Consider the following 15,223-nt stretch of genomic DNA (forward strand, 5'->3'; position numbering starts at 1 on the left):
GCCGTCATCGCTGGAGCGTCAGCAGACCCGGCCGGTAGGGCAGCAGACCGTAGTCGACGCCGTTGGAGCTGGGGCTGCGGCCCTGGTAGAGCAGCTGCAGGTTGCAGGGGTCGACCGTCATGGTCTGGTCGGCGTTGGTGCGCAGGAGCTCACCGTGGCTGATGTCGTTGGTCCACGTCGCGCCGCTGTTGGCCTTGCCGGCGAACGGGTTGGACTCGGTGGTGGCGTTCGGGGTCCACGAGCCGCCCAGGCTGGTGGCGGTGAAGGAGCGGAAGTAGCGTCCCTGCGAACCGATCGCCTCGACGATCATGAGGTACAGGTTCTGGTTCGCGATCTTGTAGACCTGGACGGCCTCGAACAGGTTGTTCGTGGTGTCGGTCATGATGGTCTGGTAGCTCGTGCCGAAGCTGCCGGGGAAGTTGCCGATCGGCATGCTCGCCCGGTAGATGCGGCCGTTGTCACCGGCGAAGAACAGGTACATGTTCTGGCCGTCGCCGATGACCGCCTGGTCGATCGGGCCGGTGCCGGAGTTGGAGATGCTGCCCGAGAACAGCGTCTGCGGCGCCGACCAGCCGTTGGGGTTGGTCGGGTCGCTGGAGGTCCGGTAGGAGAACGCCGGGCCGCCCCACTGGTAGGCCAGCACCCAGATGCTGCGCGGGGCGAAGTAGAACAGCGACGGCGCGACGGTGCCCGAGTTCATCGCGTTCTGGCTCGCCGAGCCCATCTGCGAGTAGTTGCCGAACAGGCCGAAGTTCATCGAACCCCAGCTCGACCCGAAGTCGTGGGTGGTGGCGTAGACGAGCTGCTGCCCGTTGTAGGGGGCGACGGTGAAGTCCTTCAGCGAGACCCAGCCCGATCGGGGCTGCGCGAGCGCGCCCGACGACGTCCAGCGGTAGGTCGAGGGCAGGTTGCAGGAACCGGTCGGGGTCGGCGTCGGGGTGGGCGTCGGGGTCGGGTTGCCGCCGCCCACCTGCACGAACTGCCACTGCTGGTTGTTGCCGCCCCAGTCGTCGTACTGGACGATGTTGGCGCCGTCGGCCGTGGACGCGCCCTGCACCTCCAGCGCCTTGTTGCTCTGACGCCCGATCAACCTGACGTAGCCGCCCGAGGAGTCGGCCAGCCGCCACTGCTGGTTGGTGCCGTTGAGGTCGGTCCACTGCACGATCGCACCGCCGTTGGCGGTGGAGTAGCCGGAGACGTCCAGGACCTTGCCGGAGAGGCGGGACTTGACGCGGTAGTAGCCGCCGCCGGAGTCGACGAACTGCCACTGCTGCTGGTTGCCGTTGTTGCGGGTCCACTGGGTGATGCGGGCGCCGTCGTTGGTCGCCAGGTTGTAGACGTCCAGGGCCTTACCACTGCCGCGGTTGACCAGGACGTACCAGGCGTTGGTGTCGACGGTCGCCGCGTTGGCCGAGGGTAAGGCCACGAACAGGGCCGCCACCAAGCTCGCGATGACGGCGATGGGTTTGAATCTCACGTGTGCTCCGATTTATCCGACGCGGACGAGTTGCCACTGCTGGTTGGTGCCGTTCCAGTCGTCGTACTGGACGATGTTGGCGCCGTCGGCCGTGGAGGCCCCCTGAACCTCCAGGGCCTTGCTGCTGTTCCGGTTGACGAGGCGGGAGTATCCGCTGCTGTCGGCGACCCGCCACTGCTGGTTGGTGCCGTTGAGGTCGGTCCACTGCACGATCGCCCCGCCGTTGGCGGTGGAGAACCCGGAGACGTCGAGCACCTTGCCGCTGAGGCGGGACTTGAGCCGGTACCAGCCGCTTCCGGAGTCGACGAACTGCCACTGCTGGTTGTTGCCGTTGTTGCGGGTCCACTGGGTGATGCGTCCGCCGTCGGCGGTGGACTGGCCGTAGACGTCCAGGGCCTTGCCGCTGCCGCGGTTGAGCAGGACGTACCAGGCGCTGGTGTCGACGCCCCCGCCCGACGTGGGGGTGGGAGTCGGAGTCGGGGTGGCGCCGTTGTTGAGCGTGCTCAGGACCGAGTTGTACGCGGCCTTCTTGTTGCCCGAGTTGTCGAACAGCAGGGCGTTCTCGCTGCCACGCCATGAGTCGCTGTCGCGGATGCCCCAGACCGTGATGCCGTTGCACCGCGCCACGTTCAGGCAGGCCCGGGTGACTCCCGCGAAGATGTTGGCCTGGTTGGACCCCTGGGAGACGTCGAGTTCGGTGATCTGGACGTCGACGCCGAGGTCGGCGAAACGCTGGAGGTTGGCCTGGTAGTCGCTGGAGAGCGATCCGCCCAGGTGGGACTGGAAGCCGACGCAGTCGATCGGCACGCCCCGCGACTTGAAGTCACGGACCATGTTGTAGATGCCGGTGCTCTTGGCGTTGATCCCGTCGGTGTTGTAGTCGTTGTAGCAGAGCTTGGCGTTCGGGTCGGCGGCGTCCGCGGCCCGGAAGGCGGCCTCGATCCAGTCGTTGCCGGTGCGCTGGAGGTTGGAGTCACGGCGGCCGCCGGAGTTGCCGTCGGCGAAGGCCTCGTTGACGACGTCCCACGAATCGATCTTGCCCCGGTAGTAGGTGGCGACCCGGGTGACGTGGTTGATCATGGCGCTGCGCAGGTCGGAGCCCTCCATCCCGCGCGCCCATGTGGGCATCTGCTGATACCAGAGCAGGGCGTGGCCACGGATCTTCATGCCGCGCGAGATGGCGTGGTTGGCGATGCGGTCGCCGTTGCTGAAGTTGAAGTTGTTACGCGAGGGCTCGGTCGCGTCCCACTTCATCTCGTTCTCGGCGGTGACCTGGTTGAACTCCCGGTTGAGGATGTTCATGTACGTCGAGTCGCCCATCCGGCCCGCGGCGATGGCCGCGCCGAAGTAGCGACCGCCGCGCTCGGCCGCCGACGCGCCCAGCGTCGATGCGGCCTCGGCCGGTGCGGTCAGCGACACCGTCAGGCCGGCGCCGAGCAGCGCCGCGGTGAGCACGGACAAGAGTCGTTTCATGAGGACTTCGTGCCTTTCTGGGGGGAGGTCCGGCCGATCGCCCGGCCCGTTCGTCCTGCCACGAACGGACCGGGCGGTGAGGTCGGCTAAGGAGTGGTCAGGTCGAAGCGGCGTACGGTCACCGCTCCGCCGAGGGCCTGGGTCGCGTAGTTGAAGATCCCGAAGCGGTATCCCATGAAGAACTGCCAGGCGTTGTTCAACGTGAAGGCCGGGCCGAGCGTGGTGAAGTTCGTCCCGTCGGTGCTGTAGGAGAAGCGGGCCTGTCTGCCCGAACCCGGGCGGATGTCGGCGTTGACCCGCAACCAGATCCGGCCGCCGGAGATGTTCGCGCCGGCCTGTTCTGAGCCGGTCCCGGTGGTGGCCCAGCTGCTGTTCATGGTCAGCCCGTTGGTCATCGAGACCCGGTAGGCGCCGTTGTCGCGTCTGACCCCGATCCAGGCCGACTGGTCACGCAGCATCGCCAGTCCGGCGCGGTCGCCGTTGGCCATGGCCGAGTAGTCGAGCTCGATCGTCGAGGTCGACGTCGGGCCCTGGATGCGGTGGGTCAGCGTGTTGCGGGCGTTGTACAGGTCGTTGGTGACGGTTGCGGTCTGGAGCCGCAGGCCGCTGCCGGTGGAGAAGCGGCTGGTGTCGGGGTTGTGGTTCCACTCCCACCGATGGCCCAGGCTGCCCGAGGTGAACGTGTCAGGCCCGATCATCGAGGCCACCGTGCGGCTGGTCTGGATGTTCGGCTTCGGGTAGTTCACGCCCCAGCCGCCGTTGACCGTCTGGATGACCGGCCAGTCGTTGACCCAGCTGATCGGCGCGAGCGCCGGCACCCGGCCGCCCGGGTAGGCGTCGACGAACGACATGTAGTACCAGGCGCCGGCCTGGGTCTGGACCAGCCCGCCCTGGTGCGGCGTGCCGCCGCCGGAGATCGGGCTGGGCATGTTGAGCAGGACCTGCTGCATGTCGTACGGACCCCATGGGGAGGTCGAGCGCAGCACGTACTGGCCGTTGGCCGGGCGGGTCAGCCAGATGTAGTAGTAGTTGCCGCGCTTGTAGAAGCGGGCGCCCTCCAGGGTTCCCACGCTGCTCGGGGTCTGGAAGACCTGCTGGGCGCGGACCTGGCTGAGGCCGTCGGCCGAGAGCTGGGCGACGCTGATCGTGCCGTTGCCGTAGGCGACGTACATCGTGTCGTTGGTGTCGATCAGCAGGCCCGCGTCGTAGTAGCACTGGTTCATGCGGGCGCGCTTGGTCCACGTGCCGTCCACGGCGGAGGCGGTGTAGACGTAGGTCCGGTTGAACTCGGTGCAGCCGTACCAGTAATAGGTGCTGTTGCTGGGCCGGTAGTTCAGCGTCGAGGCCCAGATGCCCTTCACGTACGCCCGGCCGCCGTTGAGGTCGTAGGCGTTGGAGTCGAAGTCCAGGCGCGGGACCGAATGGCCGGCGTACTCCCAGTCGGTGAGGTTGTAGGAGCGCAGGATCGGCGCTCCCGGCGAGTAGTGCATGGTCGAGGCCGAGTAGTAATAGGCGTCGCCGACCCGGATGATGTCGCCGTCGGCGAAGTCCTGCCACACCACGGGGTTGGTGTAATTACCGCCGGGCGTCGGCGTGGGCGTCGGTGTGGGCGTGGGGGTCGGGGTGGCACCGCCGACCGGCACGAACTGCCACTGCTGGTTGGCGCCGCCCCAGTCGTCGTACTGGACGATGTTGGCGCCGTCGGCGGTGGAGGCGCCCTGCACCTCCAGGGCCTTGTTGCTGTTGCGGTTCAGGAGCCGCACGTAGCCGCTGTCGCTGTCGGCCAGCCGCCACTGCTGGTTGGTGCCGTTGAGGTCGGCCCACTGGACGACCGCGCCGCCGTTGGCGGTGGAGAAGCCGGAGACGTCGAGGACCTTGCCGGAGTGGCGGGACTTGACACGGTAGTAGCCGCCGCCGCTGTCGACGAACTGCCACTGCTGCTGGTTGCCGTTGTTGCGGCTCCATTGGGTGATGCGTCCGCCGTCGGCGGTGGACAGGTTGTAGACGTCGAGGGCCTTGCCGCTGGTGCGGTTGACCAGGACGTACCAGGCGTTGGTGTCGACGGTGGCCGCCGTGGCGGCCTGGGCCGTGACGAAGGCGCCGAGGAGCAGCAGTGATGAGAGAAGCGCGAGCACACGTCTCACACGAACCTCCGGGGGGTGAGGACTCCGTGACGGTGACAGGCAGTGGCACGGCCGGTCCCGCTTGAACTGTTATCGCTAACATCCGTGGCGCGGAGTACATCCGACGGTCCGATCCGACGTCAACGAGCCACCATTTCGCCGACCTGGGCGTTACCGCCGACACGCTCCTCTGCCTGGACATTCGTCATCGCGGAGATCGAGCCTCCGTGCCGCAGTCATGAAAATTTCATAGATGTTACCGGGTGGTGACCAAAGATTTCGGTCCGAATCCACGTAACTTCCGACCGGTTCTGACCTCGGCAGGCGAAGTGGGGTCCCAGGTCTGACAGAAAATTTCAGACATACTACGATAGTTTTCGGGCCGCACATGTGTCGGCTGTCCGACGGACTGGTCGTTCAGCAGGGGGAGCAGCGGAAACGGAGATGTCCAATAGCCGAAAGCCCTTGGATAGACTCCCCGGCATGACCTCGATCGAGGATGCCCCCTATGCCGATCAGGCTGCCACCGAAGCGCTGACGCTCTCTCAACTGGCCGAGCTGGCGGGGGTCTCCGTGGCCACCGTCTCCAAGGTCGTCAACGGCCGCTCGGAAGTCGGCTCCGAGACGCGGGCACTGGTCGAGAGCCTCATCCAAGAACACGGATTCCGGCGGCAACGCCGCCGGATCAGACCCGCTGGACTCATCGAGGTCGTCTTCCACGAACTCGCCGGCGACTATCCGATCGAGATCGTCAAGGGCGTCCAGTCGGTGGCCCGGGGACACCGGCTGAGTGTGGTGGTCTCCGAACTGGGCGGACGCCACATCCCCGGGCACCGATGGATCGAAGACGTGCTCAGCCGCCGTCCCGCCGGTGTCATCACGGTGTTCTCCGGCCCCACGGAGGAACAGCGCGCCCAGCTGGCCGCCCGCGAGGTTCCGCTGGTCGTGCTCGACCCGGCGGGAGATCCCGGCAGGGGGGTGCCGTCGGTCGGGGCCACCAACTGGAGTGGGGGCCTGGAGGCGACCCGCCATCTCCTCGAACTCGGCCACCGCCGGATCGCCATGATCGCGGGCCCGGAGTTCGCCCTGTCCAGCCGGGCTCGCCTGGACGGTTACCGGGCCGCTCTCGACGGCGCCGGGGTGCCGGTCGATCCGGATCTGATCCGCCGGGGCTCATTCCTGATCGACGACGGTGTCCTCCACACCCGCCGGCTGATGGCACTGCCGCAACCGCCCACCGCGATCTTCGCCGCCAACGACGGGCTGGCCATGGGTGTCTACCACGCGGCCCACGAGTTGGGACTGCGCGTCCCCAAGGATCTGAGCGTGGTCGGCTTCGACGACATGCCTCCCTGGCGGTGGGCCATCCCGCCACTCACCACCGTCCGGCAGCCGCTGATCGAAATGGGCGCGACCGCGGCCGCCACGGTGATCAGCATGGCGGAGGGGGAGCCGTTCCAGCGGCGAGTGGAACTGGGCACCGAACTGGTGGTCAGGGCAAGCACGGCGGCCGTTCGGGGATGACCGAAAGGCCTGCTGCTCACCGCAACTTTCGGTGACGCGCACGATCGACGAGCGTGCTGAGGCCCTTACGTTTCCAACGGTGCGCCTTCGGCGTCGGTCGCATGCCCGCGGGTCGGTGGCGTCCGTGCGTGGTGGAGCAGGGCGCCGACCGTAATATCGGCCTCACCGGCGGGCGGTGAATTGGCGGCAGGGGCGACGCCCGTGTGCCTGCCGCCGCCGGGTGCGGATTCCGCCGAACAGCTACGCGCCGCGAACTCATTTCATGGGGAGATTCGGCCATCAGCCGGGACGGGTCTCGCCGCGAGGCCGGCCCGCCGTTTTCAGATCGCGGAAATCCTCCGGGCCGCACCCCCTGCGGAATTAGTGACAGCCTCCGCCATAGTGGGAGAAGACCGAAACAACTGCGTCTATTGACAGTACCAAACTCGGTCAGTCTAATACGAAAGCGGGCAATTCAGCACGAGCCAAACATCTGCCCGCAGCAGGGTAGATCGACTCCAGTGACGCAGCATCTACCAGCATGAACGTGGAGAAGGAATCCTCAGCACAGTACGGAAAGCCATCAGCCGACTTCGGGGGAACACCTTGCGCACGACACCTGCCGCGGTGTGTCAGCCTTTCGCCACCGGCTTCCCGGATCGCCCTGAACGAGGTCCTTGCTGACGGATCTTAATTGCACCGAAGAACCTCAGTGCATTCATCTGAGCTTCATATGTTTCATTTTTCAACATGAGCCCGACTCGACCATTGAATGGCTCGATTGGGTCGCGAAGTGCTGCGCGCACGTCATTCCGTAATTCATCCAACGGCAGTCGGCATGCCCGTGAACACTGCCTTGACAATGACATTTACCGAGAGTGGTGATTGCTGTGTCCCGTGTGGCCGCGGTGACCGGCAAGCCACCCGAGAAACCGAGGAGTGTGCGTCCTGTGAAGCTCCACCGCGAGGGACTGACCCCGCAGATGCGGGAGTACGACAGGTTCTTCGACCCCGCGGACCTCAACTACCAGCCGTACCTCATGTACTTCCACCACCCGCACTTCACCTCGCAGGCGATCAACACCGACCGCAGCGGATTCCGTGTGTCCGTCGGCCCGGACGGCGAACAGGCCTCGGCCGGCGGAGCCGTGGGGCCGGGACCGGTCCGGGTGATAACGGGCGGCTCCAGCGCGCTCGGCATCGGCGCGACCCACGACCGGAACACCCTGGCGTCCCTGCTGTGGAGTCGCTACGCGCCGTCCCGCCCCTGGCTCAACTTCAGCGGCCGCTGCTACAACTCCACCCAGGAGGTCCTGCTCTTCACGCTCTATCGCCACCTGCTGCCGGAGATCGACGAGGTCGTCCTGTTCACCGGGCTCAACGACCTGACGGTCGGCAGGCTGCCCGAGTGGCAGCAGGGCGACCACGGAGCCTTCTTCTTCTGCGGTGAGTACTTCGAGGCCATGGACGACCTGCGGGATCGCAACCGCAAGCACTCCAAGGTCTTCGGCAGGCGGGCCGAGCGCAACCGGTCGCGCATCGCCACCTTCGACGACGTGCGCCACGACATCGGCCAGGTCATCGACTCGGCGGCCGAGCTCACCCTGCGCCATCTCGACACGTGGCGCCGCGTGGCCGGGCCCGACACCCGGATCTCCTACGTCCTGCAGCCGATGTTCCTGTGGATGGGCAAGACGTGGTCGCCGGAGGAGAAGCTCCTGTTCGAGGAGATCGACCGCATCTCCAAGCTCGGCACCTGGCAGGAGCTCTACGGCGACATCTCCACCCCGGAGGTCGCCAGGGAGTTCGCCGAGGCGATCCGGGTCGGCTGCGAGAAGCGCGGCGTGCGGTTCTACGACCTCAACCCCGTGGTCGCCGACGCCGTGACCGCCGACGACTGGATCTTCGTCGACCGGGCTCACTACACCGACAAGGGCCACGACGTCGTCGCCGGCCTGCTGGCCGAGACGCTCGGGCTCTCCTGACCCGTCCCCACCCCACTTGAGGAGTACTTCGGCATGTCATTCCTGCGCAAGATCGTCGACAGGGTGTTCCGGCGCAAGAAGCGCGCCAGGAAGAAGAACGACGCGTCCATCTACCCCATGTTCTGAGACCGGAAGGAGTTCCCCATGCGATCCGCCAGACGATCCAGGTCCGGTCCGGGAGGTGAGGGTGACGATGGAGACGAACGTGGCGACCCGCCGGCTGTACGCCCGCGCCGCCGACCCTGAGGCGTACGTCCCCGCCGGCGTACTCCTCGACGAGGTCCGCGCCGAATTACGACGGAACGTTCCCGACGGCCCGGCGCGACTCGACGACCTCCTGCGGCGAGCCGCCGACTGGGCGTCCGCCGAGGGCGAGAGGTTCCGGGAACTGGGCGACCGGACGCACGACGACGAGGGCCGCCGCGTCCTGGTCCGCCGGGCCGCGCTCGGATGCGCGCCGCTGGCCCTCGCCTCCGGGGCGTGGCTGCAGTGGCTGAGCGCCCCGGGCAACGCGGAAGACCCCCTCGTGCTGCGCATTCTCGCGCTGTACGCGTCGGATGTGGGCGTCGGGCACCCCGGCGCCTCGCGCGGCGACGCCTACCTCGACCTGCTGCGGCGCTTACGTCTCTCCGAGAACGCCGTGCCGCTCGCGCGCCTGGCGGGCGACCCGCGCGTCGCCGACGGCGCGTACACCCTGCCGGCCCTGCTGCTGGTGATGAGCAGACGCCCCGACGACTTCCGGGGCGAGCTGCTCGGCGCCGACCTGTGCCTGCGGACGGTCGGGCTGCCGCCACCGCTCACCCTGGTCAGGCAGACGCTGCCGTTGGTGGCGGACTGGGCCGTCATCGACCCGTCCACGGCCCGGCCGGAGGATCCGCCGCCGGTGGAGGAGTGCCGCGCGGTGGTGGCGGAGCTGGTCGCCCGGGAGGGAGCCGCCGCCGAGGCGGCCGTGCTGCTCGGCTTCTCCTGGGCTCTGGCCGCGCTCCGGGACCACGCCGACGCGCTCCACGCCGAGCTGACGGCGTCGTCCGACCCGGCCTACGACATGGCCGAGCTGATGAGGCTGCGCGCCAGGGAGGGCGCGGTCTACCACCACGGGTTCGAGCTGGAGGGCCGGTCGCTGGCGGCCTGGCTGGCCGACGCCCGGACCGATCCGTCGGGGCTGCTGGCGGCCCTGTCCCGGAGCAAGCTGCTCAAGCCCGGCCGTTCCGAGGCGAGTGCGCTGGTCAAGGGCCTGGTCGGCGAGCGCGGGCCGATGTTCCGGGTGTTCTCGCCCGACGACCTCACGGTCATCCGCCGCTGGATCGACTCCCTCCCGGCGACGTCTTCCCCGGTGGAGCGCGCGGGTACCGCCGGCGGCCGGGCCGTCCCGGCTCCGGCGGCGGGGGTGGCACGGGCGCTCGAAGCGGGGCCGTGGTCGGAGGGCAGGGCGCCGGCCGACGTGCGGGAGGCCTACCACCTCCTGATGGTCCGCACCGACACTCCGGCGCTGCGCTCCTGGTGCCTGGAGTATGTGAACGGCTGGCTGGCGCGCTCCCGGTACGGCATGGACGGCGGCACGATGCCGCTGCCCCCGAACTGGGGACGCGAGGGACTGCGCCCCTGGCTCCAGACCCAGCACGACCGCCACGGCGCGGAGTTCGAGCGGAACGCCGAGGTCCCGCTGCCGTCGCGGGAGGACGTCATCGACGACACCGTGCAGACCGCGCCGCTGACCCTGATCGACGGAAGCTGGCTGCAGGGTTTCACCGACCACGAACTCGCGTCGTCCGACATCGGCCACGCCCTCTTCCAGACCTACTGGGACGAGCTCGGCAACGGCCTGGCCAAGCTGAACCACCCGCTCATCTACCGCGACGTGCTCAAGGAGATGCGGGTCGACCTGCCGCCCACCGCGTCGCCGGAGTTCGCGCGCTGGCCCGGCTTCCGGGACGAGTCCTTCGAACTGCCCGTCTACTGGCTCTGCGTCGGGCGGTTCCCCCGCACGTTCCTCCCCGAGGTCCTGGGCCTCAACCTGGCCATGGAGCTGTCGGGAGTGGGCGGCACCTACCGCAGGGCCCGGCTCGCCCTGAAGCGCTACGGCTTCAACACGCGGTTCGTGGACATCCACAACACCATCGACAACGTCGCCACCGGTCACTCCGCGTGGGCGGCCGACGCGGTCGACATCCTCCTCGCCGGCCTGCCCGAGGCCCCCGGGCCGGGATCCCGGGCGGAGACCTGGGAGCGGGTCCGGGCGGGTTACCGCTCGCTCAACCCGCCCGGCGGTCTCGGCGCGCGCAGAGCCGCGCGCCGCGCCACCCGCCGCAGCAGGATCGCGCCGATCTTCCCGTTCGCCGACCGTCGGTGACGCGCGTCCCGCCATCGAATCCCCGTACGGAGAGGAGCAGCACCATGTCCGATCTCGTTCTCGGCATCTCGGCCTTCTACCACGACAGCGCCGCCGCCCTGGTCGCCGACGGCGTGGCCGTCGCGGCGGCGCAGGAGGAGCGTTTCACCAGGAAACGGCACGACGCCGCGTTCCCGTCCCGGGCGGTGCAGTACTGCCTGGACGAGGCGGGCGTGAGCTTCGACGACGTCTCCGCGGTCGCCTACTACGAGGACCCGCGTCTGAAGTTCCGCCGGGTGCTGGCCACCTTCGCGGGGGCGGCCCCGACCGCCTTCCCGTTCTTCCGCGACGCCTTCCCCTCCTGGCTGGCGAGGAACGGGAAGCGGCACACCGACAGGACCGTACGCCGGGAGCTCCAGAAGCTCGGGCGGGGGCGGGTTCCCGTCGTCTCGGTCCGCCGTCACCACGAGTCGCACGCCGCCTCGGCGTTCTTCCCCAGCCCGTACGAGTCGGCCGCCGTGCTCTGCGTCGACGGGGTGGGGGAGTGGGCGACCACCACCCTGTGGCACGGTCGCGGCACCGAGCTGACGCCCCTGGCGGAGCTCCGGTTCCCGCACTCGCTGGGCATGTTGTACTCCGCGTTCACCTACTTCTGCGGGTTCAAGGTCGACTCGGGCGAGTACAAGCTGATGGGCCTGGCCCCGTACGGGAGGCCGCGCTACGCCGACCTCATCCGCGACGCGCTCATCGACATCAAGCCCGACGGCACCTTCCGCCTCGACCTGCGCCGCTTCGAGTATCTGCGCGGCCAGACCATGACCGGGAGCGCCTTCGAGAAGCTCTTCGACGGTCCCCGGCGCGACCCCGAGGGCGACCTGACCGAGCGGGAGTTCGACCTCGCGGCCTCCGTGCAGCAGGTCACCGAGGAGGTGATGCTCAGGCTGGCCCGCACGGCGCGCGACCGCACCGGGGAGTCCACGCTCTGCCTCGCCGGCGGGGTGGCGCTCAACTGCGTGGCCAACGGCAAGATCATCGACGCGGGGATCTTCGACGAGGTCTGGGTCCAGCCCGCCGCGGGCGACGCGGGCGGCGCGCTGGGAGCCGCGCAGGCCGTCGCCATGGAACGCGGCGCCTCGCGCGACCACCTCGGGACCGGCCGGGACGCGATGTCCGGGTCACTGCTGGGCCCCGCCTACGACGACGACGAGATCGGCGCGTACCTGACGGCCAACGGCATCCCGCACCGGCGGCTGGACAACGGGCAGCTGGCCGAACAGGTGGCGGAGCGGCTGGCCGACGGCAAGATCGTCGGCTGGTTCCAGGGGCGCATGGAGTTCGGGCCGCGCGCGCTCGGCGCCCGCTCCATCCTCGGCGATCCCCGTGACCCCCGGATGCAGTCGGCGATGAACCTGAAGATCAAATTCCGGGAGTCGTTCCGTCCCTTCGCGCCGGCCGTGCTGGCCGAGGACGCCAAGGACTACTTCGACCTCCGCCAGGAGAGCCCGTACATGCTGGTGGTGGCGCGGGTGGCGGCGGCGCAGCAGCTGGAGATCCCCGAGTCCGGCGCCACGGGGCTGGACCTGCTCCGGGTGCGGCGTTCGACCATCCCCGCGGTCACCCACGTCGACCAGTCGGCGCGGGTCCAGACCGTCGACGGGAGGAGCAACCCCCCGTATCACCGCCTGCTCGCCGCCTTCAAGGCGCGGACGGGCTGCCCGGTCCTGGTCAACACCTCCTTCAACGTCCGCGGCGAACCGATCGTGCGGTCACCCGAGGAGGCCTACGTCTGCTTCATGCGGACCGATATCGACGTGCTCGCGATCGGCGGTTTCCTGCTGGAGAAGAGCGAGCAACCGGCCTGGTCGGAGCAGTCCGACTGGCGTACGGAAATCCCCCTGGACTGAACGGAACGCCATGCGCACCTTCCTGCTCTTCCTCCTGTACCACCTGGTGGTCACACCCGCCGGACTGCTCGCCCGGCTGGTGCGCGACCCCCTGTCGCGCCGCGCGGACGCGAACGCGACGACCTACTGGATCCCATCGGACCGGAGGCATCGATGACCAATTTCCGGCGAATCCTCAGCTACCAGATCGAAGACGGAGTCCGGGACATCCTGGGCAAGGAGATCACCGAGCGGGTCTCCAAGAGCTCCCTCGACGTCGACATCGACGACACCATCCTGGCGGGCATCGGCGCCCACGCCCTGCGCCGCTACCTGCCCGGTGAGGTCCTGCACGGGATCGACCTGTTCACCGACTCGGGCAGCCACGCGCTGGTGGTGGCCAACCTGCCCACGCAGGAGAACCTGCCCGCGACCCCGGTGAGCGGGTTCGGCGACGAACCCGGACTCGCCGTGATCAACGCCCTGCACCTGGGGCTGATCAGGCTGCTGCGCACCACGCCGTTCGCGGTCAGCTTCGAGAACGACGGGCGCCTCATCCGCAACGTGGTGCCCAACCCGGCCGCGGCGGGGCTGACCAGTTCCTGGGGCGCCGACTCGGAGTTCTTCTGGCACTCCGACAACCCGCACCAGCCGTTCGGCATCCCCGGCTCGGACCCGCGCCCCTTCATACCGCAGTACCTGACCTTCATGGCGCTGCGCAACGAGGAGCGGGTGCCGACCGAGCTCACCGCGGTCGAGGACGTGGTCATCCGGCTCGACCCGGAGACCATCGACCGGCTGACGGCGCCCGAGTTCGAGATCAGGGCCCCCGCCTCCAACGACGGCGACCGGACCGAGCCGCTCAAGAACGCCCCCGTGCTGAGCTTCGACCCCGGTGGCCGGTATCGGGTGCGCTACGACCGGGGCTCGACCACCGGCCTCACCGCGGCCGCCGTCGAGGCGCTCGACCGCTGGCACACGGTGCTCCAGACGGTGCCGGCCGAGGAGCTGGTGCTGGAGTCGGGGGTGTTCATGGCGTTCGACAACTACCGGGTGCTGCACCGCAGGCGCAAGTTCGTGCCGGGACCCGCCTCGGCGGCGCGCTGGCTGCGCCGCTGCTACGTCGCCTGAGACCCACCGACCAAAGACTGACCGAAGGAGAGAGAAGATGCCGGGAACGTACCGGGTGGCAGTGATCGGCGGAAGGCCGGCTCCCGTGGCGGGCGCCAAGGAGCTGGGCATCGACGTGGTGCTCTTCCACGAGAAGGGCGCGTACGAGGAGTCGGTCCTCCAGCACTGCGAGCAGGTGGTGCACGTCTCCATCACCGACGGCCAGGCCATCCTCGACGTGCTGAAGCCGATGCACGAGGAGCGCCCCTTCGACCGGGTGCTCACCACGACCGAGCCCGCGGGCGAATCCACCGGATTCGTGGTGGACGCGCTGGGGCTCCCCGGCGTCAGCGAGGCGACGGCCCGCGCGCTCAAGAACAAGGTGCTCACCAGGGAGCTCCTGGACCGTCACGACCTGAGCCCGGTGCGGTACCTGCACGTCACCGGCGTGGAGGAGGTCGTGCGGTTCCAGGCCGAGATCGGCGACCGCGTCATCGTCAAGCCGGCCGACGGCGTGGCCAGCCTGCACATCCACCCGGTGGCCGGCCCGGAGGACGCCGAACGGGCCTGGCAGGCGCTGAAGGACGCGGGGGTCACCGTGGTGATCGCCGAAGAGTACCTGGAGGGCCCCGTCGTCAGCGTGGACTCCTTCTCCTACGGCGGGCGGCACCTGCCGATCGGCTACTCCGAGTACCGGATGAACGACCGGTACGTCGAATGGGAGGTGAGCACCCCGAGCCGGGTCGCCGCCCCGCACCGGGAGGAGCTGTTCGAGCTGACCCGCAGGCTGCTGGACGCGGTCGGGCTGACCGAGGGCCCCTCGCACAGCGAGTTCGTGCTGACCGAGAAGGGGCCGAGGGTGCTGGAGTCGCACGCCCGGCTGGCCGGCAGCGGCGCGCCCGAACTGGTCCGCCGCGCCTTCGGGCTCGACCTGAACCGGATGTTCCTCACCGTCCCGCTCGGGATCGAGCCGCTCCCGGAGACCTCGCCGGAACCGCTCGGCGGCGCCGCCGTCCGCTTCTTCACCCCGGAGCCCGGCACGATCACCGCCGTCGAGGTGGAGCACGACGCGGCGGACGCGATCAGGACGGTGCCGCGCGGCGAGGTGCCGCTGGTCTTCCTGCCCTACCTGGACGAGTTCACCGACGTCGAGGTGGCCGCGGTGATCGGCAAGAACGCCGGCGACACCGTGCCGCCGCTGCTGACCGTGGCCGACTGCGTCTCCGGCTACGTGATCGCCTCCGGCGCCGACGCCGTGGACGCCGTGGCCCGGTGCGACCGGGCCAACGACAAGATCCACTTCCGGACGAGCTGATCCCGCTCCTCATGAAAGGGAACCG

At 68.9% G+C, this 15,223-nt stretch carries 10 protein-coding genes; 7 read left to right on the forward strand and 3 right to left on the reverse strand.

The genetic code is table 11. The annotated features are described in order from the left end of the window. Window positions 1-4: 4 nt before the first annotated feature. From AW272_RS20020 to AW272_RS20030, 3 genes are all read right to left on the reverse strand, one after another. Window positions 5-1,477, reverse strand: a complete 1,473-nt coding sequence (locus AW272_RS20020) for a non-reducing end alpha-L-arabinofuranosidase family hydrolase (protein ID WP_245657635.1) — start codon at window positions 1,475-1,477, stop codon at window positions 5-7. Between the two features lie 12 nt (window positions 1,478-1,489). Beyond that, window positions 1,490-2,950 (reverse strand): glycoside hydrolase family 10 protein, encoded by a 1,461-nt coding sequence (locus tag AW272_RS20025; protein ID WP_066367334.1) that lies wholly within the window; start codon window positions 2,948-2,950, stop codon window positions 1,490-1,492. Between the two features lie 86 nt (window positions 2,951-3,036). Continuing rightward, the gene (locus tag AW272_RS20030) at window positions 3,037-5,094 is read right to left on the reverse strand and encodes an RICIN domain-containing protein (protein WP_245657636.1); all 2,058 of its coding nucleotides are present in this window, start codon (window positions 5,092-5,094) and stop codon (window positions 3,037-3,039) included. A 462-nt stretch (window positions 5,095-5,556) separates the two neighbouring features. Here AW272_RS20030 and AW272_RS20035 point away from each other — a divergent pair, with 462 nt between their 5' ends. The 7 genes from AW272_RS20035 (at window position 5,557) to AW272_RS20060 (ending at window position 15,198) form a co-directional block, all read left to right on the forward strand. Then, window positions 5,557-6,597, forward strand: a complete 1,041-nt coding sequence (locus tag AW272_RS20035; RefSeq protein WP_066367340.1) for a LacI family DNA-binding transcriptional regulator — start codon at window positions 5,557-5,559, stop codon at window positions 6,595-6,597. A 929-nt stretch (window positions 6,598-7,526) separates the two neighbouring features. After that, window positions 7,527-8,561 (forward strand): SGNH/GDSL hydrolase family protein, encoded by a 1,035-nt coding sequence (locus AW272_RS20040; RefSeq protein WP_083958487.1) that lies wholly within the window; start codon window positions 7,527-7,529, stop codon window positions 8,559-8,561. 193 nt (window positions 8,562-8,754) lie between these two features. Beyond that, window positions 8,755-10,911 carry an iron-containing redox enzyme family protein gene (locus AW272_RS20045; protein ID WP_066367341.1) on the forward strand — a complete coding sequence of 719 codons (2,157 nt, stop codon included), beginning with the start codon at window positions 8,755-8,757 and terminating at the stop codon, window positions 10,909-10,911. Between the two features lie 44 nt (window positions 10,912-10,955). Further along, the gene (locus AW272_RS20050) at window positions 10,956-12,794 is read left to right on the forward strand and encodes a carbamoyltransferase family protein (RefSeq protein WP_066367342.1); all 1,839 of its coding nucleotides are present in this window, start codon (window positions 10,956-10,958) and stop codon (window positions 12,792-12,794) included. A 10-nt stretch (window positions 12,795-12,804) separates the two neighbouring features. Next, a complete protein-coding gene (locus AW272_RS43225; RefSeq protein ID WP_169807579.1) occupies window positions 12,805-12,951 on the forward strand; it encodes a hypothetical protein in 147 nt (48 codons plus the stop codon). Beyond that, entirely contained in the window at window positions 12,948-13,904 is a 957-nt protein-coding gene (locus AW272_RS20055) for a TauD/TfdA family dioxygenase (RefSeq protein WP_066367343.1), read from the forward strand. Before AW272_RS43225 ends, AW272_RS20055 begins: the two co-directional genes overlap by 4 nt. 37 nt (window positions 13,905-13,941) lie before the next feature. Then, window positions 13,942-15,198: an ATP-grasp domain-containing protein gene (locus AW272_RS20060; protein ID WP_066367345.1), complete on the forward strand. Its 1,257-nt coding sequence runs from the start codon at window positions 13,942-13,944 to the stop codon at window positions 15,196-15,198. The last annotated feature ends 25 nt before the right edge of the window (window positions 15,199-15,223 follow it).

Origin of the sequence: Herbidospora mongoliensis (genome assembly GCF_001570545.1) — a bacterium.
Taxonomy (GTDB): domain Bacteria; phylum Actinomycetota; class Actinomycetes; order Streptosporangiales; family Streptosporangiaceae; genus Herbidospora; species Herbidospora mongoliensis.